Raw genomic sequence first — 22,262 nt, forward strand, 5'->3', positions numbered from 1 at the left:
TATTCTAAAACTCTATTTAGCTGTTATTTTTAACCATTACTAACTCTAAACTCCTTTGCCAATCTGGTAAAACCAATCCAAAATTATCAGATAATTTTTGACTATCTAATAAAGAATAAGCTGGTCTGGTGGCTGGTGTGGGATATTCTTGGGAGGGAATTGGAATCAACCTTTGCAGTTTGCGATCGCTTTTTTTATCCTCAAGTTCAAAAATTGCTTTGGCAAATCCATACCAGCTAGTTTTACCACTGGCAGTTAAATGATATATTCCACCTTTAGCTGCTAAAAATTCAGATATATTTTGTGAACCTTGAGAAATAATTTGAGATGTAGCTTCAGCAATCATGCGACTCCATGTAGGTGCGCCAATTTGGTCTTCCACAACTCGAATTTCTTCTCGTTCTTGAGCTAGCCTTAACATCGTGAGTAAAAAATTCTTTCCGCGTCGGCTATAAACCCAACTTGTACGTAAAATTAAATGCGGTACGCCAACAGATGCGATCGCCTGTTCTCCGACTAGTTTTGTTTTACCGTATATATTTTGGGGATTTGGTCGGTCTTGCTCAGTATATGCAGTAGTTTTATTGCCATCAAATACATAATCTGTGGAATAGTGAATTACAACTGCACCTATTCGCTTTGCTTCTTCAGCGATGATACCTGGTGCAATTCCATTAATTGCCATTGCTAAATCTGGTTCTGATTCTGCTTTATCTACTGCTGTGTAAGCTGCTGGATTGATAATTAAATCTGGTTTGATATCTCTAATGAGGCGGCGAATCGTTTCAGGTTGTGCTAAATCTATTTGTAAACTGGGATGACTGGCGCTACGTTCTACAGCTATGATTTCACCTAAAGTCATGAGGGTGCGTTGCAATTCCCAACCGACTTGTCCAGTTACCCCCGTCAATAAGATTCTCATGCATATACCTCTGCGTCTCGAAACAACTTACCAGCTTTATCTTTAGCCGATAAAATTGGCTCGGCTGCAATTGGCCAGGCGATCGCTAAATCAGGGTCATTCCACAAAATAGTGCGTTCATGTTGAGGTGCGTAATATTCTGTAGTTTTATACAAAAATTCTGCATATTCAGAAAGTACTAAAAAGCCATGAGCAAAACCTGGTGGTATCCAAAGCAGACGTTTATTTTCGGCTGTTAAATCTGTAGCTACCCATTGACCAAAAGTTTTAGAGCTTTTTCTTAAATCTACTGCTACATCAAATACTTTTCCTAGAACTACTCGCACCAATTTACCTTGAGGCTGCTGAATTTGATAATGCAAACCACGCAAGATATTTTTGCCAGAACGAGAATGATTGTCTTGGACAAAATGCTCATTAATTCCTACTTTTTCTCGCCAAACTTTCTCGTTATAGCTTTCATAAAAAAAACCGCGCTCATCTCCAAATAATTGCGGTTCTATGACTAGTAAATCAGGAATTTCTGTCTTGGTAATTTGCATTATCGTCACCTCAGTTAACCAGAAAATTTATTGAAAGATAAAGGCGTATAGTATGAAGCAATAGGTATACTATCATCTAATTTGTCTAATTGATTTTGCTGCTCCATAGTGGGATAAATTTGGTCATTTTCTAAAATTGACATCAAGTAACGTCCATAACTACTCTTCGCCATCGGTTCAGCTAAATGTTGCAGTTGGTTTGAGTCAATATATCCTTTAAGATAGGCAATTTCTTCAATACAAGCTATTTTTAGACCTTGTCTTTCTTCTAGTGTTTGGATAAAGTTACCAGCCTGATGTAGTGATTCATGAGTTCCTGTATCTAGCCAAGCATATCCACGTCCCAAAAGTTCTACTTGCAGTTGATTTTGTTGCAAATAAACTGTATTCAAATCAGTAATTTCTAATTCATTACGGGCTGAAGGTTTGAGATTAGCAGCAATTTCTCCTACTTGTGAATCATAAAAATATATCCCAGGAACAGCATATTTAGACTTGGGACTTAAGGGTTTTTCTTCTATACTAATTGCCCGTCCATTGCTATCAAATTCAATTACTCCATATTGACTGGGGTCTTTTACTTGATACCCAAATACTAATCCGCCTGCTTGCAGGTTAGCAGCTCTAGCTAAAACTTCTGTTAAACCATGCCCATAAAAAATGTTATCACCTAAAATTAAGCATACTGGCTCGTTAGCAATAAAATCTTTGCCTAAAATAAACGCTTGAGCTAATCCTTCGGGACGAGGTTGTGCGACATAACTAAACTGCAGACCCCACTGGCTACCATCTTTTAAGATTTTCTCAAATAATGGTAAATCATTAGGTGTAGAAATAATTAAAATCTCCCGAATCCCTGCCAGCATTAATACAGATAAGGGATAGTAAATCATGGGCTTATCGTACACTGGCATCAGTTGTTTACTAACAGCATATGTCAGAGGATAAAGACGTGTACCAGAGCCACCTGCTAAGATAATACCTTTCATAATAATTTTAGATTTTAGATGTTGGATTGTGGTTTTATCCAAACTGAACTGATGTTACTAATGACAAATGACAAATAACTAATGACAGCCTCCGCCAGTTATATTTAATTTCGCCGACCTAATTATAATTTTCTATTTTCATAGTTTTGTTTTAACCAGTTTTGGTAATCACCAGAACGCACTTGATTTACCCAATCACAGTTATTGAGATACCATTGGACTGTTTTTAATAAACCACTATCAAAGTTTTCTTGAGGTTGCCAACCTAAATCACGGCTGATTTTACTACAATCAATTGCATATCTCCGGTCATGTCCAGGACGGTCTTTAACAAAAGTAATTAGAGAAGAATGATGAAAGTTAGATTTGGGCGCTAACTCATCCAAAATTGCACAAATTTTTTCTACAACTGTTAAATTAGCTTGTTCATTTAAACCACCAATATTATAAGTTTCACCTACTTTACCTTGCTGTAATACAAGATAAATAGCTTCACAGTGGTCTATCACATAAAGCCAGTCACGAACATTTTGACCATCTCCATATATAGGGAGTGGTTTACTATCTAAAGCATTCAAGATAGTTAAAGGAATCAGTTTTTCTGGGAACTGACGCGGGCCGTAATTATTTGAGCAATTAGTTGTTAAAGTTGGTAGTCCATAGGTGTGATAATAAGCCCGCACAAAATGGTCAGAAGCAGCTTTTGATGCAGCATAGGGACTATTAGGCGCATAGGGAGTATCTTCCCGAAAAGCTGGATCTTGAGGCTGGAGAGAGCCGTATACTTCATCTGTAGAGACGTGCAAAAATCGAAATTGCTGTTGTTTTGTTGATGAAAGTTTTTGCCAGTACAGTCTACTCGCTTCTAATAATTGAAACGTCCCGACTACATTAGTTTGGATAAAGTCATGAGGACTAAGTATTGAGCGATCAACATGACTTTCTGCTGCAAAATTAATAATTGCATCTGGTTGATATTCTTCTAAAAGGTAACTGACTAACTCAACATTACCAATATCACCTTGAATAAAATGATAGTTAGGATTAATTGCTATTTCGGCTAAAGTTTGAAGGTTACTAGCGTAAGTTAATTTATCTAAATTAACTACATTAGCCCATTGTGACTTGATTGCTTGGAGAATAAAATTCGCTCCAATAAATCCGGCTCCTCCGGTAACTAATAAAGTAGGCATAATTGTAGAAAATATTTATGTCATCAATATTGTAATAATTCGCATCAGAAGACGCGTAGGTTGAGTACTAAGTGCTGAGTCCTGAGTTAAAAGTGGGAAACCGCATTCAGTAAAGGAAATCAGCACTTTAAAAGTTTACATTGTACAATCTTTTAACTGATAACTCAGAACTTTTCACTCAGCACTATTGATGTGATTTGTAGTTTATCTCTGGGTCACAAAGCTTGTAAAATTTCTTCATCTACAGAAAAATCAATTTCTGCTTTGTCTCGTCCAGATACTAAATAATCATTTTCCAATGAATCATTTAGCCCAGAAATTAAATCATATTCAGGTTTCCAACCTAATTCACTCTGAGCCTTATTTACCGAGGCAAAAAAATGTTGTCCCCGCATGGGAAAAGCTTTGCGCTTGCCAAAATCAAACTTTTTCGGGTCGTAATGGACAATTTTGACTGCATCAGGGGATTTACCAGCCGCTTGTGCACAAGCACGGGCTAAACCATCAAAAGTGACAAAGCGATCGCCTGATACATTGTAAATTTGCCCTATGGCCTGCTGATTACCCACAACCTGAGTCATAGCCCTTGCTAAATCCTTTACGTGACCTAGCTGCGTAATATACAAGCCATTTCCCGGAATGGGAATAGGGCGATCGCGGACAATTCTATCAAAAAACCAGCTTTCCAAATCGTTATAGTTACGCGGCCCATAAATATAGGTGGGGCGAATTGAGGTAAAAGGTATTCCCAATTCAGCTAAGTAAGCCTCTGTTTCATGCTTACCCCGATGACGGCTTTTGGGATCTACAGCATCACCTTCCACATGAGGCATTTGGTCAGATTTGAGATATACTCCAGCAGAACTCATATACACAAAATGTTGTACACGGCCTTGAAAAATTTCTGCCAATGGTTGAGTATCAGCAAGTTCCCGCCCATTATTGTCAAAAATGACATCAAAATTTTCCTGTGATAACTTCGCCTTTAACTGCGTAGCGTCAGTGCGATCGCCTATAATTTGTCCTACTCCCTGTAAAGATGGTGCAGGACGATTACCACGATTGAACAGCACCACCTCATGTCCTTGTTCTACTAGCAGTTGGGTGAGATAAACACCAATGAACCGAGTACCACCTATAATCAAAATCCGCATGAATTCCCCTCTTAGCTCTTTTAATAATGCAGGGGCTAGCTAAGGGTTAGAGGCTAGAACTTAGGAGCTAAAGCTTAGGGGCTAGAGGCTACTATAAAACTCATCTTTAATCTGTTGTCCCAGTCCCCAGTCCCCAATCCCTAGTCCCCAATCTCTAGTCCCCAATCCCCAGTCCCTATTTGAGGTTATCAGGTTACAGTATCGCTCTGGAACCTGTTTTTGGAGAATCGCGTCTTCGACTTCATCTGGATTGCTTTCTCTTCCTTAATCCCAAGGAAAAACCTTTTGGTTAATCTGACTAATTTACCTCAGTATTTTCCACTTATTCACGTTAGCTGTGCCCTTAAAATATGCTCTGATTCATGAATGGCTGACACCTAAAGCCACTGGCGGTTCAGAATTAGTTGTAAAAGCAATTCTGGAGCATATAGATGCTGATTTATATGCGCTAATCAATTTTGAATCCACAAATCCTGAAAGTTATTTATACCAACGTCAGATTGGCACAACTTTCCTGCAAAACTTTCCCTATGCCCGCAATGGTGTACAAAAATATTTACCTTTGTTACCGCTGGCTATTGAACAATTAGATTTGCGGCAATATGACGTAATTCTATCTTCATCCCACGCTGTCGCCAAAGGAGTAATTACTGCTCCCGACCAATTACATATTTGTTATTGCCACAGCCCCATGCGTTATGCTTGGGACTTAACTTTTGATTATCTGCAACAAAGCAAAGTCGGGAATGGTATAGCTGGATGGATAACGCGATATTTACTACATCGTTTGCGTCAGTGGGATGTATTGACAGCTAATCGCGTTGATTATTTTATTGCCAATTCACAGCATACAGCCAGGCGAATTTGGCGCTGCTATCGGCGAACATCAACTGTGATTTATCCGCCAGTTAATGTAGAAGAATTACCATTTGTGGCTGACAAAGAAGATTTTTATCTAATAGTTTCCCGTTTAGTGAGTTACAAACAAGTATCCTTAATTGTCAAAGCTTTTAATCAGCTCAAAAAACCATTGGTAGTAATTGGTACAGGGCCACAAATGAAATATCTTCGCCAGATAGCAAATTCTAATATTCAAATACTAGGATGGCAACCGAATGATGTAGTAACAAAATATATGGCCAAAGCCAAGGCATTTGTGTATGCAGCTTGTGAAGATTTTGGTATTGCCTTAGTTGAAGCACAAGCTTGTGGGACTCCAGTCATTGCCTACGGTGCTGGGGGAGCACTAGAAACTGTCAGAGATATTCATTCCTGGGTCGATACAGGAACAGGTATCTTATTTAACGAACAAACAGAAGCTGCTTTAGTAGCAGCAGTAGAAAAGTTTGAAATGTATCAAGGCAAATTTAATCCTGAGTATTTGCGAACACATGCTAGTAAATTTTCTCGGCGGGTTTTTGGCGATCGCTATCTAGATTTTGTAGAGCGATGCAGCAAAAAAACGCCTTCATGGGAGTGATGGTCAGGATTTTTTGAATTGTTTTGTAGGCTTTTGGAAATTTAAACCCAGAAGCACCTACTTTTAGCTTTAAGATTGGGACTATGTGTGGTGTGGATTGTTAAGGAGTATGATGACTGCCCAGAGCTCACTCCTCTCCGGCAAGCGAGGCCTACGGCAAGATGCTAATGCGTCTGGTCGTACTTTCTCAAAACGTGGTCAACAGAAAAAGGCTCCTAGGTTAAAACCTAAAGGTTTGTCTTTTCAAGGTTTAAACGGAGAGTTTGCCAAGCGACTGTTTGATATTGTGTTTTCGTTGTTGGTTTTGATTTTATTTTTCCCGGTTTACTTAATCTTGGCCTTACTGATCGCTTTGAGTTCAGAAGGCCCGATTTTTTATGTCCAGGAAAGGGTTGGTAAAAACTACAAACCCTTTAATTGTATTAAGTTCCGCACGATGGTAAGCAATGCCGATGAAATGCTCGTACAAATGATGGAGACATCCCCCCAGATGCGGCAAGAATTTGAGAGCAGTTTTAAGCTAAAACAAGACCCCCGCATTACAAAAATTGGGCGGTTTTTGCGAATTACTAGCTTAGATGAATTTCCCCAATTCTGGAATGTCTTAAAAGGGGATATGAGTGTTGTCGGGCCGCGACCCTTAGTAGCGGAAGAACTTCCTAAATACGGTTGTCATATCGATCAGATTTTAACTATCCGACCGGGAATCACTGGGTTATGGCAAGTCTCTGGGCGCAATGACATTCCTTATCCAAGGCGAGTTCAAATAGACTTACACTATGTAAAATTTAGAAATTTTTGGCTCGACCTCTGGATAATTTTGAAAACAGTTGATGTTGTCATTATGCCTAAAAATAACGGGGCTTACTGAAACGATACTTAAGAGTATATTCTGTGGGGCAGCTCCTGCCCCCAGAGGAAATTTACTTATATTTAATAAAATTCTCGTTTATATAAAGTTTTGGTAAAGATTTTTTGCAACTTTAGACACAAAAGTAAAAATTTTCAGCTTCAATTAGTAAAACTACTTAACATTCTTAATAAATTAAGTACATACATTTACAGACAAATTTACGTGCTAAATCAGAATTTAGTAGTTTCCCATTAGGCAATTTAGCAATTAACTGCTAGCTTGTATCAGTTAGTCTGTAACTATTTTACTCAAAATATACAAAGGAATCCCTAAGCATGACGCAGCAGAAAAGAGCATTAATTACCGGTATTACTGGTCAAGATGGTTCATATCTGAGTGAGTTTTTGCTAGAGCAAGGTTACGAGGTACATGGTATTATTCGCCGGACTTCTACCTTTAACACAGACCGCATCGATCACATTTACGAAGACCCTCACAAAGAAGGGGTGCGGTTGTTTCTTCACTATGGTGATTTGACAGATGGGACAACCCTACGCCGAATTTTAGAAGAAGTACAGCCAGTAGAAATTTATAACCTTGGCGCGCAATCCCATGTCAGAGTCAGCTTTGATTCACCAGAATACACAGTAGATGCAGTAGGTATGGGAACACTGCGTTTGTTGGAAGCCATTCGGGATTACCAACAGCGTACTGGAATTGAGGTGCGCTTTTACCAAGCTGGTTCTTCGGAGATGTATGGTTTAGTACAAGCTGTACCTCAGAGCGAGACCACACCTTTTTATCCCCGTAGTCCTTATGCTTGTGCTAAAGTTTATGCCCACTGGCAAACAGTAAATTATCGTGAATCTTACTCTTTGTTTGCTTGTAATGGCATACTTTTTAACCACGAATCACCTCGGCGGGGCGAAACTTTTGTAACCCGTAAAATTACCAGAGCCGTTGCTCAAATTGTTGCAGGTAAACAGAAAAAACTTTATATGGGTAACCTTGATGCCAAACGGGATTGGGGCTATGCCAAGGATTATGTAAAAGCCATGTGGCTAATGTTGCAGAAAGAGCAACCAGATGATTATGTAATTGCTACTGGTGAAACCCACTCAGTACGTGAATTTTTAGAGCTAGCATTTCGTTATGTAAATCTCCGATGGGAAGATTATGTAGAGTTTGATGAGCGCTATCTTCGCCCTGCGGAAGTAGAGTTATTAATTGGTGATGCTACCAAAGCACGGCAAAAGTTGGGTTGGACACCATCAGTTACCTTTGAGGGACTTGTAGCATTAATGGTAGAAGCAGACCTCCAAGCATTAGGTATCACTTCTCCCAATGGCAATGGTTCGTCAGTACCCCATGATATTGCGACTGTTCGTCAACAACTGGGTGCGCTCCACTTTTGATTTCAACTGTCGCTGAGGATAAAAATATGGCTGCCTTAGAATTAAAAAATAAACGGATTCTCGTCACTGGTGGGTCGGGTTTCCTAGGTCGTCAGGTGGTAGATCAGCTGTGTCAAGCAGGAGCAGATCTTCAAAAAATTACAGTACCGCGATCGCGTGATTGCGATCTACGGGTCTGGGAAAACAACCAACGTGTAGTCGATCAGCAAGATATCGTCATCCACTTAGCAGCGCACGTCGGTGGTATCGGCCTCAACCGCGAAAAACCCGCCGAGTTGTTCTACGACAACTTGATTATGGGAACCCAGTTAATTCATGCAGCCTATCAAGCTGGAGTAGAAAAATTCGTCTGTGTTGGCACGATCTGCGCTTATCCCAAATTTACCCCAGTGCCTTTTAAAGAAGATGACCTTTGGAATGGCTATCCTGAAGAAACCAATGCTCCCTACGGAGTAGCCAAGAAAGCCCTTTTAGTTCAACTGCAATCTTACCGCCAGCAGTACAACTTTAATGGTGTTTACCTGCTACCTGTAAATTTATACGGGCCAGAAGATAACTTTGACCCCGGAAGTTCTCATGTGATTCCAGCCTTAATTCGCAAAGTCCACGAAGCCCAAATCAAAGGCGACAAGCAACTACCTGTTTGGGGTGATGGTAGTCCTACCCGTGAGTTTCTCTATTCTGAAGATGCTGCACGGGGCATTGTTATGGGTACTCAATTCTACAATGACTCGGAACCAGTTAACCTGGGCACAGGTTATGAAATCTCCATTCGGGATTTAATTAATCTGATTTGCGAATTGATGGAGTTTGACGGGGAAATTGTTTGGGAAACAGACAAACCCAACGGTCAACCTCGTCGTTGTTTGGATACCGAAAGGGCAAAGCAAGCTTTTAATTTCACAGCCCAAGTTAGCTTTGAGCAAGGGTTAAAGAATACCATTGCATGGTACCGCCAACATGCTGCATAACTTAATTAGCAGCATTTAGTAAATAATGAATCTATAATTACCCACACTAACCCAAAATATACCAGCAATTTATTGTGGGTAAGGGGTTGAAACCCAATATCCAAAACTATCTAGAACGTAGGGCGTATGCCCTACGTGTTTGTTTTGTGACATCATCTCAATTTTCCCAAATCCAGCAACAACTTCAAAGTGTGGACATTCCAGCAAAAACGGAACTACGTCGGACTCTCTTAAAAAAACGTCAATCAATGTCAATGACAGAATGGAGAGAAAAAAGCGATCGCATCTGTCAGCAACTCCAAACCTCTGTCCTCTTTACGCAAGCAAAAACTATACTGGCATATTTTAGTTTTCGCCAAGAACCCGATATTAGTTTGCTATTTGCTCATCCGCAATACCGTTGGGGATTTCCGCGCTGCGTTGGTAAATCTATGTTTTGGCATAGTTGGACTCCCAAAGATGCTGTAGCAATTGGCACCTATGGCATTATTGAACCCCGCCCGGATACACCCCCAATAGATCCAGATGAGGTAGATTTAATACTTGTCCCCAGCGTTGCTTGCGATTATCAAGGTTACCGTTTAGGCTATGGCGGCGGATATTATGATCGCCTCCTCAGTTCACCAGCATGGCAAAACAAGCCAACTATCGGCATTTTATTTGATTTCGCCTATTTACCCCAAATACCCATTGAACATTGGGATAAACCTTTAAAAGCGGTGTGTACAGAATCTAGGTTTACCGCAGCATAGGGGTTTGGTGTTTTCCCCATTACCCCATCCCCAATTCCTAAACCCTTGGCGCATCCTTCGCATCATTAGCAATAATCCCAATCAAATTCAACCTACTCAAAATTTCTCTAGCTTGAATGAGTTCACTTTGGGTAATCTGACCAATACGCCCTACTAATACAATTCCACTGCATACAGATGCAACGATTCTGGCATCAACATTGTCTAAAATTGCTGGAGCATCTATTAAAACTAAATCGTAAGTTTGCTCAAACAATTCTATTAACTCTTTCATCCGGTCTGAACTGAGTAGTTTGACTGTATCCTCTGGTGTGGGGCCAGCAGTCAAAACATCAATATCAGGATGAATTGGTTGGATATAATCAGCGACTGGGGTATTAGCTTCTTCCTCTAATAATAGAGATAAGCCCCAATCATTTGGCAATTCTAAAATCTTGTGCAAGCTAGGATTATGCAAGTTAGCATCAATTAATAATACCCGACGATGCATATGAGCAGCACTAACAGCTAACCCTAAAGACAAAGTTGTTTTGCCTTCACCTGCTAGTGTTGAAGTCAACATTAGCGATTGGAAAAGCTGGGGATATCTTGCTATTTGAATGTTTTGATAGACCATATCTAAATTTTCATGATATGGCAATCTGGGATTACTTTCTAATACTAAAGGAACTGCTCTATCTTGCTTATCCCAAGGTAGTTTAGCTAAACGTTTTCTCGCACGTCCCCCTAGCCCTGGCACTGTTCCTAATAGTCTTAAATTTGTTAAGCGTTGTAATTCTCTGGCAGAATAGATGACATCATGAAACATTTCCCAAATGAGGGCTGCTACTATCCCTAAAATCGGCCCAATAATTATTCCTCCACCTAAGAGAAATACTCTGCCGCTACCCATATACATGCCTTTATCGGGCGCTTCTAAAACTTGCCAATCAAATCCGCCTTGAGCAATTTTTAAGCCTAAAGATTGTTGTGCTTGCAGTAGTTGCTCAAGTGTTTTGCGATTTGTTTCCACCTCTGGTAGGAGACGATTGTACTGGGCTATGAGGGCAGGGTATTTACTCAGTTCAGAACGTAGCCGTTGTTCGGATTCAACTAAACTTTTTTCATTGGCAATTAGCCCTAATGAAGTTGTTTGTACCTGAATCACCTCTTCTACTAGCTTCAAGTCAACGCCTACCATTTGCCCTTGAGTTAATAGCGGTTGGCGGGTATTTGCTACATTTTGCCCTTTTTCTCCTACCGATCTTCCCGCTTCTTGGCGTAAGAGTGCTAGTAGACTTTGACGTTGCTGTGTCAGATTTTGGATAACGGGAGAATTTTCTGTATAACGTAGTCGCTGCTGCGCTAGAGCCAATTCAGTCTTTTGAATCTCATTTAGTAGCCCTTGGTAGCGTGTTGATTGGCTTAATCGTGAGGAAATAATGGCATTTTGAGAGGAAGCAGCCATTTTTCGCTCTAGGTTAGCTTGACGCGCTCTATTATCTTGAAGTTGAGCACGAGTAGTTTCTAACTGTTTTTGAATATCAGCTAGAGATTCCAAAAGAATTTTGCTTTGAACTTCTGGATCTAATAAATTATGCTGCCGACGAAATGCTTCTAAATTTTTTTCTGATTGGCTGACTTCTTTTTTAATTTCTGGGAGGCGCGCATTCACAAAAGAAAGTCCTTTGTGTAATCGCTCATTTTGTTGTTCTATGTTGTAATCTTGATAAACATTTTGTAGTGCTTGTAAAACTTTTTGGGCTTTAATTGGATCTTTATCTTTGAAAGTTACTTCAAATACCTGACTAGGGATTTTATTAATACCCGAACCACCCTCGATTTGCGCTACTTCTAAAGGAGGTTTTTCACCTTTTTCTTTTTTGCCTTTAATATCTTCTAAGGTAATATCTCGATAAGTTGGACGCAGCAAGTCTACAGCTTTTTGGATGAGCTTAGTACTCATCATCAGTTTCAGTTGAGCGGTATAGTCAACTACTTGAAAATTGGGATCTGTAAACTCGCTTTCTGGATTTCCCTGAACATTACTTGAGCGTACTCCTTCATATAGGTTGGAACTTACCAGTATTTGCATAGAGCTTTGGTAAGTTGGTTTGGCAATGAGAGCAAGGATACTCGCAACTGACATCACTGCACAGGAAATACCCAATATCAGATAACGTCGGTGAAACAGAATTGTCGTAAGTTGTTTGATGTCAACCGCGTTTTGTGGAGAGTTAATGAGCATTTGTCCTTGATTCAGACTAGTGTTAGCCACTATAAAAGTCCTCTAATCTCGTAATAATAAATCAGGAAGATTGCCAGAAAATCTATTAGGAGTGAATTTTTATGACAGTATAGACGCAATCTTATGATAAATGATTCCTGATTGACAAAAGAAATTATTTTCCATAATTGTACGTATTAAGATTGTGATTAATAATTTCTATCTCACTAAAAATTAAAATTATTGCCATATTTTTAATGCTAAATTTGATACATTAATATTTCAAAGTATAATTATTTTCAGTAGACAAATAGCCAGCAATTAAGCAGCTTAAATGTATCAAGGTAATTTTTACTTAGCACTCAGCACTTTTAAACATAAAAATGTCATTATGTAGGCGGAACGCTTTCCTCTATGGTAAGGAGGAATGCAGTGTTAGCGCAGCGTCTCCCAAGGGGAGAAGCGACGTAATCGCAAATAGTCTATTTTATGTTTTTAGATATTGAGCTACTTATTAATTTTTGGCGAATATATGAAAGTTTCTATAAAACAGGTTTTTAAATTTGTTTTTCAGTCTAAATGAAAGACTAGTATGAAACTGAGTTCGCTGGGTAAATTGGTCAGCTTTTGTATGACGAACTATAAAATGCGGATGTTTGAGCGGAAATTCCATTGCTTGTGTGGGATAGTTTGCAAAAGGGCTGTAAATATCTTTTGTGTTAGCAGCTTCAGGACTAAAGCCAATATTAGAAACTAAATTGACATTGGGCAGAATAGTTAACCCATTTTGTAGCCAAGATGTAAATGTCCAAGGATAATCCCAAGTATCTATATTGCCTTGGTAATAACTTTGAAAAATTCTCGTCCAATATTTCACTGCGGTAGAATCATCAAGTATATTTTCTAGTAAGTTGCTATCTCTGGCTTCTACCCAGTGCTGCATTTCTAAATCGTACTTTTGCCATGCACGTTGCCAAGTAGCCCAACCCCAAATTAAGGGATAGCGAGAAAAGTAATAGCTATTTTCAGTACGTTGTTCACCAAACTGAAAATTATTACCGGAAATAGTCATAATGCGTTGATCATGACGATACTTATCTAATAGTTCCTCACAAAATCTGAAGAATGTGGGGTGAGGTAAACAATCATGTTCCAGAATAATTGCAGCTTCTACTTGTTGAAAAACCCAATTAAGACCAGTAGCAATACGTATTTTAGGGCCTAAATTTTCTTCGGAGTAATTTGTGAGTACTCTACAATCCCAATCAACTTGCTCAATCAGTTTTTTACAAGCGGCACATTTATGGAAATCATCCTGATATTGGGGACGAGGTGCATCAGCAATCACTAATAAAATTGGCGGTTTAACCTGACGAATTACCTCAAAAACTTGTGCTGTAATTTCTGGTTGATTAAAGATGGTTAATGCAACAGCAGTATTCATAAATCACTTATGCTGATAATTCTGTTGTCATTGCAATGCTATTTGATTTGTGAAATAACTCACCTCCTCATCTGGATAGATTACTGAGAAAGGCAACAACAAAGAATATAAAATAGAATCCAATACTTGTCGGTTAAGGGCAAAAGGGGAAGGGGAAAAGGGGCAAGAAAAAACCTTTAACCCTTACCCAGTCACCTTTTCCCCAAACCAAACTCCCAGTTGAAAATCCTTAACCGAGCAGTATTGAAATAGAATCTTATTTAGTCATCAAAGATTGCCAATTATTTGATGAGCTTTGGCAAGGGATTGTGACGAATAGATTAACGGAAATTTGGCAGTTTTTTTTTAATTTTGCTTTTCAGCGTCGATATTAAACTAGTCCGAAACTGAGTTTGCTGTGTAAATTGATCGGCCTGTACATCACGAATCATAAATTCTGGATGCTTGAGCGGAAATTTTATTGCTTCCCTAGGATGATTAGCAAATGGACTATAAATATCTCTTGTATTAGATGCTGTGCGACTAAATCCAATATTAGAAACTAAATTGACATTTGGCAAAATAGTTAAAGCATTTTCTAGCCAAGAAGTGAGAGTCCAACGAAAAGCCCAGGAATCAATATTGCCTTTGTAACACTTTTCAAAAAGTCGATTCCAGTATTTTACTGCAGTGGCATCATTGAGTATATCTTGCAGCCAATTATTATCTCTAACTTCTACCCAATTCTTCATTTCTCGGTCGTACTTTTGCCATGCACGTCGCCAAGTTGCCCAACCCCAAATTAGTGGATAGCGAGAAAAGTAATAGCTATTTTCAGTGCGTCGGCGACCAAACTGAAAATTGTTTCCAGAAATCGTCATAATGCGTTGATCATGACGATATTTATCTAATAATTCTTCACAATATGGAAAGAATGTCGGATGAGGTAAACAATCATCCTCCAGAATAATTGCTGTTTCTACTTGCTGAAAAACCCAGTCTAAACCTGTGGAGATAGATTCTTTACATCCCAAATTAATATCAGATATTTTCTGAAGTAATTCACAATCCCAATCAATGCGCTCAATAATTTTTCTAGCAGCAGCACAATTTTCTATATCTTCAGGATGGTGCTGACGAGGGCCATCCGCAATTACTAATAGCTTGAGAGGTTTAATCTGCCGAATTACCTCAAAAACTTGGGCGGTAGTATCTGGTTTATTAAAGATAATTAAGGTAACAGCAGTATTCATAAATTGACTGGCATTTGGTGTTTGGGGTTTGGTGTTTGTTAAATGAAAATACTATTCCTAGTCTTTAGCACCTAATCCTTCACACCTAACTCATATTGCATTTGATGGTATTGCCAGAATTTGCCCCGCTGTTGCAAAAGTTCTTGGTATCCACCTTGTTCGATGATATGACCTTGTTCGAGGACGACTATTTTGTCAGCTCGAAAAATAGTAGATAATCGATGAGCGATCGCAATTACTGTTCTACCTACTGCTAACTTTTCTAGAGAGTCTTGGATTAAGCGTTCCGAAACAGAATCTAGGGCGCTGGTAGCCTCATCAAGAATCAAAATTTCGGGGTTGCGTAGGAGGGCGCGGGCGATCGCAATTCGTTGGCGTTGTCCCCCCGATAAGCGAACTCCGCGATCGCCTAGTTTAGTTTGAAAGCCTTGGGGCAAATCTAAAATAAATTCTAGGGCATTGGCTTGTCTGGCTACTTCTTCAATTTCTGCCTCGTCTACCGCTTCTAAACCATAGGCGATGTTATTTTTGACGGTGGTATTAAAAATAAAAGTATCTTGGCTGACTACCGCCATGCGCGATCGCAGTGATTGTAGGCGAAATTGCCGCAAGTCGATGCCATCTATGAAAATCTTGCCTCTGGTGGGATCGTAAAAGCGCATCAGTAAGTCGGCTAGGGTGGTTTTCCCAGAACCAGAAGCCCCCACCAATGCCAACATCTGATTGCGTTTGATGGTCAGCGTGATATCTTCTAAAACTAACTTGCGATCGTCATAGCTAAAATCTACGCAGTTAAATGCGATCGCTTGTTTTAAACCAGCAAACTCCAATTCTCCATCTTTCTGGTAAGTCTTGTTATCAGTTCTTAACAGCTCGTTGACACTCCGCAATGACCCATAATAAGTAGCAATTATGCCCCAGGAACTGTTCATGTGAGCAATAATTGGTAACAGTCGAAACAGAGCAAATAAAAAAGCTAGTAACAAGACGACATGGAGCTTTCCACTAGCTACGAGTGTCGTGACTGCTACTATAATCATGGCAATTAAAATTGTGGTCGCCAATGCCTCAACTAATGGTTGTACCATTGCACTAATTGAGGTTGTTTTCATCCAGGCTTTCGTAACTTTTCCAGCCACTTGATCAAAGCGTTTGCGTTCAAAATCTTGAGTCCAAAATGCTTGCACAGTTCGCACCCCACTGACAAATTCCACTGCTGTGGATGCTAACTCACTACCAGCCGCAGTCATTTCTACGCTAGCTGCACGCACTCGCTTAATTAAATTGGCTGCGCCTGCGGCTAGTAAACTAAATAACAAGACTGTAGCTAAGGTTAGTTGCCATGAAATCATAAACATGGCAAGAGTATATGCCAAAATTATGCAGCTTTTGCTCACAAAATTAATTACTTCATTAAAGGCATAGCTAATTTCACCCACTTCAGTAGAAAATGTCTGAAAAAGTTCTCCGGAGCGTTTTTCTGTATAGTAACTTAAGCTCAGACTTTGAAACTGTTCAAAGATTTTTTTTCGCAAACTATCTATTAAATTTACTTCGCAAAATTTTGCGTAATAACGCCCCAAGTAGCTGAATCCACCCCGCAACCAAACATTAAATAAAATTAAGCCAGATATCCGATAGATACGCTCAGATGCACTAGCCTGGGTTCCCAAAAACCAAATATCAAACCAACCAATTCCCGTTTGTAAAGGTGGCTGGTTAGCATTAGTTAAACCTTGCAATAAAACTGCTACTAAACCAATTCCAGTAGCCTCAAGTACTGCTCCTATTAAAGTGAATAGTACTGCGATCGCAGCAGTTAACCGCAAAGGCTGAAACAACTGGAGAATCAGATAATGTTCCTGCCAAAATTTTGTTTTTACGAGCATTCTCTGAAATAAATTAGGTAGCTCATGCATAAATTATTCTTGGTTGCGGGGCTAGGGACGAGAATTTATTGCTGACAACTCAACAATCACCCCTGTTGACCTTAGGTTACCTAACATATAAAATCTTTTTTTTGCAGCCTTTGGGTCAATACTGCAATGAGTAACCTGAAATAATTCTTGATTTTGGCATTGATATTTAACAGCCAAATCACCAATTTCCATCTTTTTTGATAATGGTTGTATTTGGCAAAAAATTTGAGGGCTGAAATTATATGTACAACCCTCAGATAGTTAAAGAAAGAACTAGTACTAGAACGTTGATACAGATGTAGTGCAGATGCTTTTGGTTGGAATAAAACTCGATACCCGTTTTGCCAAGCATCTAAACATAAACTCACATCTTCAAAATATAAGAAAAAACGTTCATCGAATAAACCATACTTGGCAATATACTCTCCAGATACCATCATAAATGCTCCTATTGCCCAGTTAATTTCAACTGGTTTTTGTGGACGAGGCATCTGGGAATAATAATAATCAAATGGATGTAAGATACTTTGCAGAGTTTCACCCAATAACTGCTTGAGAAATAAATAGGTAAAGGTGGGAAATCTGCGAATTGATGGTTGCACAGAACGGTCTAAATAAACTAGCTGTGGACAAACGATCGCAATATCTTTGGCTGAGTTTAAGGTTCCAGCTAATTGGGTAATTACCTCTGGCTTAAATGTCACATCTGGATTCACTAAGACATAGATTTTGCTGGGGGAAGCTTCAACGGCTTTATTATTACCTTTTGCGAAACCTAAGTTTTGCTGACCTTTGATGCCGATAAAATTTTTGGGATATTTTCTACTGAATTCATCGAGGATTTGCGGACAATTATCAACAGAAGCATTGTCATAAACTACTATTTTGCCTGTATGTGGATAATACTTTTGAATAGTGGACAGGCATGACTCTATTGAACCTCGTAAGGTCTGAGACGAGTTCCAAGAAACAATGATAAAAGAAAGCTCGTTGATAACTGTCATGAGCTACACACTCCCATAAACACCTTTATGTGTGTGAAGACGATTACCTCGCCATCAACACTGAATAAATTAACAATTCATGTCCATAATTGGTTATTTTGTTTCATCCCTCCTAAAGCTAAATTGGAAAAGTTTTTGCAGATAAATTAGCATCTAATTGCAAAACTAGATTTGGTTTCTTTTATATCGCTATCTGGCTATATAGTTAATTGAAAAATTGTAAAAAATTATATGTATTCAATTTTGTCAAGCAGTTATGCAACATACATATAATTTTACTCATGGAGAGTATAATTTCAACCAACTGGGAATATTGACACAAGAATTATAGTATTTCTACAGTAAACTATTCCTGGTAATTTTGATCGTTTTCTCACTAATTTAGTATTTATCAAATTAGGTAGCATGACGATTTTATACTATTTCAGCCGTAATTGTACGAGAGAAAAATCGCAAATTTTCTGAAAATGTAAGATTTTGTGTACTTTATTTTACACAAATACTGTTGTAGCAAAATGTTGGGTTGCTATTAGAGATGTCAATATCATTACTCCCGAAATCATGCCAGTTAACAACGTAATTTACTGAGTTTAGCTGTATAAATAAGTTGGTCTATTACTAAATTAAGATAGTTGCTAAGTAAAATTTTTTACTTAATAATTATTAGGCAGTGTAGTTTATCTATTAATTAAAAGATGAGGAATTTGCTGAACAGTCTCTGTGCTAACATTCTCAATAAATGGAGAAGCATCTAAAGTTGGGTATGCCCTCAACGTGAAAATTGTCATTAGGCGAATAGTGTAAAATATGCTTTCTGCCGTAGCCCAATAACTAGGGGTAGCAACATGAAATTTATCAATGCAGTTGCAAAAGTGATGCAAAACTTAGGCAACCACAGATTTGGGAAATGTAATATATGTGGTAGTCCCACAGTTTTTCTCTGTATTGATGTTTTCAGTGTTCGTAATAATATGTACTGCCCTTTCTGCCGTAGTTCCTCACGGAAAAGGCACGTTGCTAAAATATTGATTAATGAAGTGCTGCCAACAAACTCGACAATAACTGATGTTGCTAAAAACCAGTCATTAACTATATATAACACTGATGTTGATGATGCATTTTATCAAATATTAAATCATCAAAATTCATATATTTGTTCTACGTTCTCTCCCGAAGTTAAACCGGGAACCGAAATCCGTCCAGGGGTATTTTGTCAAGATTTAGAAAATTTAACTTTTGATAATGAAAGTTTTGATGTTGTGATTACTGAAGATGTCTTTGAACATGTCAGAAATCATGAACGAGGTTTGCGGGAAGTACACCGAATTTTAAAAGTAGGTGGCTACCATATTTTTACCGTCCCCTGTAACTTTGATTGTGCAACTATCGTGAGAGTCGATACTTCTGGTAAAGAAGATATTCATTTACTGCCGCCAGAGTATCACGGGGACAGAATTCGCGGCAAGATTTTGGCATATAGAACTTTTGGTATTGATATTTATGAATTATTAGAAAATATGGGATTTACCACGAAAGTAGATTTTTCTAATTATCTCGACCAAAAGCATGGTATCTTCGACAGTTACATTTTCTGCTCTCAAAAAATCTAATAGTTGCAACAGGATTTGAATACTCTATATATGTTCCCTTAAAATACCAATGAAATCTTTAATTCTTAGCACTTTTGATATTAATGGCGGTGCGGCGCGCGCGGCGTATCGTCTGCATCAGGGGCTAAGACAAATCAATATAGATTCTCAAATGCTAGTACAGTACAAAACTAGCAGCGATCGCACAGTGATGAGTTATCAGAATAAGCTAGAAAAATTGCTTAACCAAATGCGGCCGACTTTAGATAACTTACCCCTAAAGTTTTATGCAGGTAATCATGATGAAAGCTTTTCTCCACAATGGTTTCCTGACTTAATTCAGCCTAAGCTTAAATCTCTATCTCCTGATATTATTAATATCCATTGGGCTTGTGGTTATCTGCAAATTGAAAGTGTGGCGAGATTTACTCAGCCTGTAGTTTGGACTTTGCATGATATGTCTGTATTTACAGGCGGCTGTTATTATAGCTTGGATTGCGATCGCTACCTCAACTCTTGTGGTGCTTGCGTACAACTGCAAAGTCAGAAACAGCAGGATTTATCGCGGTGGGTATGGCAACGCAAAGCTAAAACTTGGCAGCCGCAAAATTGTACAATTGTCACACCAAGTATGTGGCTAGCTGATTGTGCTAAGAAAAGTTCTCTATTGCGGGACTTTCGTATAGAAGTGATTCCCAATGGTTTAGATATTCAAAGATATAAACCGTTAAACCGAGAAATAGCACGAGAATGGCTGAATCTACCCCAAGATAAGCAATTAGTGCTATTTGGTGCAGCTGCAACTAATCATCCCAGAAAAGGATTTAATTTGTTGTTGTCAGCATTAGAAAAGTTGGTACAAGCTGGATATCAAGACAATATAGAACTGGTAATTTTTGGTTCCTCTTCACCCGATAACGCGAAAAATATCGGCTTTAAATGCCATGATTTAGGCAATCTCAACGATGATATTACCTTGGCGCTAGTTTATGCCGCCGCAGATGTATTTATTGCCCCATCTGTGCAAGATAACTTACCAAATACAGTGATGGAGTCTCTCAGTTGTGGTACTCCTTGCATTGCTTTTAACATCGGCGGGATGTCCGATATGATAGAACACCAACAAAATGGCTACTTAGCTCAACCCCTGGAAATAGAGAGCTTGGCACGTGGTATTGTTTGGGTATTGTCAGATGGCGATCGCTTACAAAAACTCAGACAACGCGCCCGTGAAAAAGTTGAACAAGAATTTTCCCAAGATTTGCAAGCACAACGCTATTCTAATTTGTTTAGAGAAATACTCATAAATTCGGAGTCAGGAATTTAGGGCTGACTGCTATTAGCGATTTCTAAATTCGTGAAGAATAGGAGGATAAACACAGATAAATTTCTACCTCAGCAGATTAGGAAACGCTATGTTGAACTCAAATACTGAAGAGGAAACCTTGAATATCAACACCAACGTCTCCAAAGGAGAAACAAATTATTTTTTCTACAGCTTGATTCTTTACAGCATAGCAGTCTTATATCTCATTCCCTATGACCTAAAACTGCCATACGCTAGGTTTTGTTTACCTATACTCACAATTATTTTAATTTTACAACTAGGTTATTACAAAAGTAAGTTACTCATTGGTGATATTATCGTTGTCTGTTTGGTTTTAGTAGTAACTATCTTCAATTTTTCTAGCTATCAGCTATTTCGATATAGTTTACCTATCTGCCTCACGGCAATTTGCTTTAGTGGTAGCCCTTATATTCCTATCAAAAGAAGCTATTTAGTAGGTTTATCTTGGGTGTCCCTAGCATCGATGATTTACCAAATGTTAAGCTATAGGCGTTTAGAGTTTGATAATAGCCAAAGAGTTGCTTTAAGCAATGGCGACCCGAATGTTTCTGGCTTATTCATGCTCTTGTTTTTCTATTTATGTGTCAAAATTAAATTTAAACCAGGAATAATTTTAGCTTTAGTTTCTACAGTATTGTTCCTGAGCCGCAATTATTTTCTGACATTGTGTATATTTTTCCTACTAGCTCTTTTAGAAAAGCCTTTATTTAAGATATTTAGTAAAATTCATTTTTCTCTGATTTTTCTCTTGGCTAATTTATTTGGTTTACTGGTCGGAGAATTCTTTTTAAACCAAGTAGAAGTTGGCTTTATTTATGACACAGGTGCAAGTCGTCTCTTGTCTTTTAATGACAAATCTAATTTAGTGAGATTTGAGGCGAATCGGTTTTTAATTAATTCTTATGTTAACGATTTAAATTTAGCCTTAAAAGGCTACGGAGAAAACTACGAATCTGTATTTAGACCGATAGGGGCGATTATCCATAACTCATTTTTAGAAGTAATTGCATATACTGGTATTCCCCTGGGAATACTTTATTTCTTCGTTTTGTTAAAAGTTATCAGTGGCTACTGTACTCAAGAAAATTTAAAATTTATTTTCTCTTACCTATTCTTCTGCTTATTTCTACATACTGGACTGCAGGGAGTCGCACCATTACTATTTATCAGTATCTTGGCGATGTCAGTAGAAACTCAAAAATCTAATAAAATTATCTTATTCAACAATCTTGAGTATTGATAAATTACA

General features: G+C 38.5%; 18 protein-coding genes. 8 read left to right on the plus strand and 10 right to left on the minus strand.

Features of this window, described 5'->3' with window-relative positions; genetic code table 11:
- Positions 1-16: 16 nt before the first annotated feature.
- The 5 genes from rfbD to HG267_RS17145 all read right to left on the minus strand — a co-directional run bounded on the left by rfbD (position 17) and on the right by HG267_RS17145 (position 4,800).
- Positions 17-922: a dTDP-4-dehydrorhamnose reductase gene (rfbD, locus tag HG267_RS17125; protein WP_045870015.1), complete on the minus strand. Its 906-nt coding sequence runs from the start codon at positions 920-922 to the stop codon at positions 17-19.
- Complete coding sequence (gene rfbC / locus HG267_RS17130) at positions 919-1,464, minus strand: dTDP-4-dehydrorhamnose 3,5-epimerase (RefSeq protein WP_045870014.1); 546 nt, start codon at positions 1,462-1,464, stop codon at positions 919-921. Before rfbC ends, rfbD begins: the two co-directional genes overlap by 4 nt.
- Positions 1,465-1,478: 14 nt before the next feature.
- Positions 1,479-2,453: a glucose-1-phosphate thymidylyltransferase RfbA gene (gene rfbA / locus HG267_RS17135; protein WP_045870013.1), complete on the minus strand. Its 975-nt coding sequence runs from the start codon at positions 2,451-2,453 to the stop codon at positions 1,479-1,481.
- Positions 2,454-2,575: 122 nt separating this feature from the next.
- Positions 2,576-3,646 carry a dTDP-glucose 4,6-dehydratase gene (gene rfbB, locus HG267_RS17140; RefSeq protein ID WP_045870012.1) on the minus strand — a complete coding sequence of 357 codons (1,071 nt, stop codon included), beginning with the start codon at positions 3,644-3,646 and terminating at the stop codon, positions 2,576-2,578.
- 215 nt (positions 3,647-3,861) lie between these two features.
- Complete coding sequence (locus tag HG267_RS17145; protein WP_045870011.1) at positions 3,862-4,800, minus strand: NAD-dependent epimerase/dehydratase family protein; 939 nt, start codon at positions 4,798-4,800, stop codon at positions 3,862-3,864.
- 337 nt (positions 4,801-5,137) lie between these two features.
- On the opposite strand from HG267_RS17145, the gene HG267_RS17150 reads away from it, so the two are divergent.
- The 5 genes from HG267_RS17150 to HG267_RS17170 all read left to right on the plus strand — a co-directional run bounded on the left by HG267_RS17150 (position 5,138) and on the right by HG267_RS17170 (position 10,271).
- The gene (locus tag HG267_RS17150) at positions 5,138-6,280 is read left to right on the plus strand and encodes a glycosyltransferase (protein ID WP_045870010.1); all 1,143 of its coding nucleotides are present in this window, start codon (positions 5,138-5,140) and stop codon (positions 6,278-6,280) included.
- 112 nt (positions 6,281-6,392) lie between these two features.
- Positions 6,393-7,151, plus strand: a complete 759-nt coding sequence (locus tag HG267_RS17155) for a sugar transferase (RefSeq protein ID WP_045870009.1) — start codon at positions 6,393-6,395, stop codon at positions 7,149-7,151.
- A gap of 317 nt (positions 7,152-7,468) precedes the next feature.
- Positions 7,469-8,548 (plus strand): GDP-mannose 4,6-dehydratase, encoded by a 1,080-nt coding sequence (gene gmd / locus HG267_RS17160; protein WP_045870008.1) that lies wholly within the window; start codon positions 7,469-7,471, stop codon positions 8,546-8,548.
- 26 nt (positions 8,549-8,574) lie between these two features.
- A complete protein-coding gene (locus HG267_RS17165; protein ID WP_045870007.1) occupies positions 8,575-9,519 on the plus strand; it encodes a GDP-L-fucose synthase family protein in 945 nt (314 codons plus the stop codon).
- Positions 9,520-9,665: 146 nt separating this feature from the next.
- On the plus strand, positions 9,666-10,271 hold the full coding sequence (locus tag HG267_RS17170; RefSeq protein ID WP_071989387.1) for a 5-formyltetrahydrofolate cyclo-ligase: 606 nt from the start codon (positions 9,666-9,668) through the stop codon (positions 10,269-10,271).
- Positions 10,272-10,308: 37 nt separating this feature from the next.
- Here the strand turns inward: HG267_RS17170 and HG267_RS17175 are convergent, their stop codons facing one another.
- The 5 genes from HG267_RS17175 to HG267_RS17195 all read right to left on the minus strand — a co-directional run bounded on the left by HG267_RS17175 (position 10,309) and on the right by HG267_RS17195 (position 18,076).
- Positions 10,309-12,528, minus strand: coding sequence for a GumC family protein (locus HG267_RS17175; protein WP_194007794.1), 2,220 nt, complete (start codon positions 12,526-12,528; stop codon positions 10,309-10,311).
- 463 nt (positions 12,529-12,991) lie between these two features.
- A complete protein-coding gene (locus tag HG267_RS17180) occupies positions 12,992-13,921 on the minus strand; it encodes a hypothetical protein (RefSeq protein WP_045870006.1) in 930 nt (309 codons plus the stop codon).
- Positions 13,922-14,241: 320 nt separating this feature from the next.
- Positions 14,242-15,153 (minus strand): hypothetical protein, encoded by a 912-nt coding sequence (locus HG267_RS17185; protein ID WP_045870005.1) that lies wholly within the window; start codon positions 15,151-15,153, stop codon positions 14,242-14,244.
- A 71-nt stretch (positions 15,154-15,224) separates the two neighbouring features.
- Positions 15,225-17,072, minus strand: coding sequence for a heterocyst formation ABC transporter subunit HepA (gene hepA / locus HG267_RS17190; RefSeq protein ID WP_045870004.1), 1,848 nt, complete (start codon positions 17,070-17,072; stop codon positions 15,225-15,227).
- Positions 17,073-17,152: 80 nt separating this feature from the next.
- Positions 17,153-18,076: a glycosyltransferase gene (locus HG267_RS17195; RefSeq protein WP_045870003.1), complete on the minus strand. Its 924-nt coding sequence runs from the start codon at positions 18,074-18,076 to the stop codon at positions 17,153-17,155.
- Positions 18,077-18,921: 845 nt separating this feature from the next.
- Here HG267_RS17195 and HG267_RS17200 point away from each other — a divergent pair.
- The 3 genes from HG267_RS17200 to HG267_RS17210 all read left to right on the plus strand — a co-directional run bounded on the left by HG267_RS17200 (position 18,922) and on the right by HG267_RS17210 (position 22,253).
- Positions 18,922-19,686: a class I SAM-dependent methyltransferase gene (locus HG267_RS17200; protein WP_045870002.1), complete on the plus strand. Its 765-nt coding sequence runs from the start codon at positions 18,922-18,924 to the stop codon at positions 19,684-19,686.
- Positions 19,687-19,735: 49 nt separating this feature from the next.
- Positions 19,736-20,992 carry a glycosyltransferase family 4 protein gene (locus HG267_RS17205; protein ID WP_045870001.1) on the plus strand — a complete coding sequence of 419 codons (1,257 nt, stop codon included), beginning with the start codon at positions 19,736-19,738 and terminating at the stop codon, positions 20,990-20,992.
- 88 nt (positions 20,993-21,080) lie between these two features.
- The gene (locus HG267_RS17210; protein WP_045870000.1) at positions 21,081-22,253 is read left to right on the plus strand and encodes a hypothetical protein; all 1,173 of its coding nucleotides are present in this window, start codon (positions 21,081-21,083) and stop codon (positions 22,251-22,253) included.
- The last annotated feature ends 9 nt before the right edge of the window (positions 22,254-22,262 follow it).

The organism is Tolypothrix sp. PCC 7601 (assembly GCF_025677855.1).
GTDB lineage: Bacteria > Cyanobacteriota > Cyanobacteriia > Cyanobacteriales > Nostocaceae > Aulosira > Aulosira diplosiphon.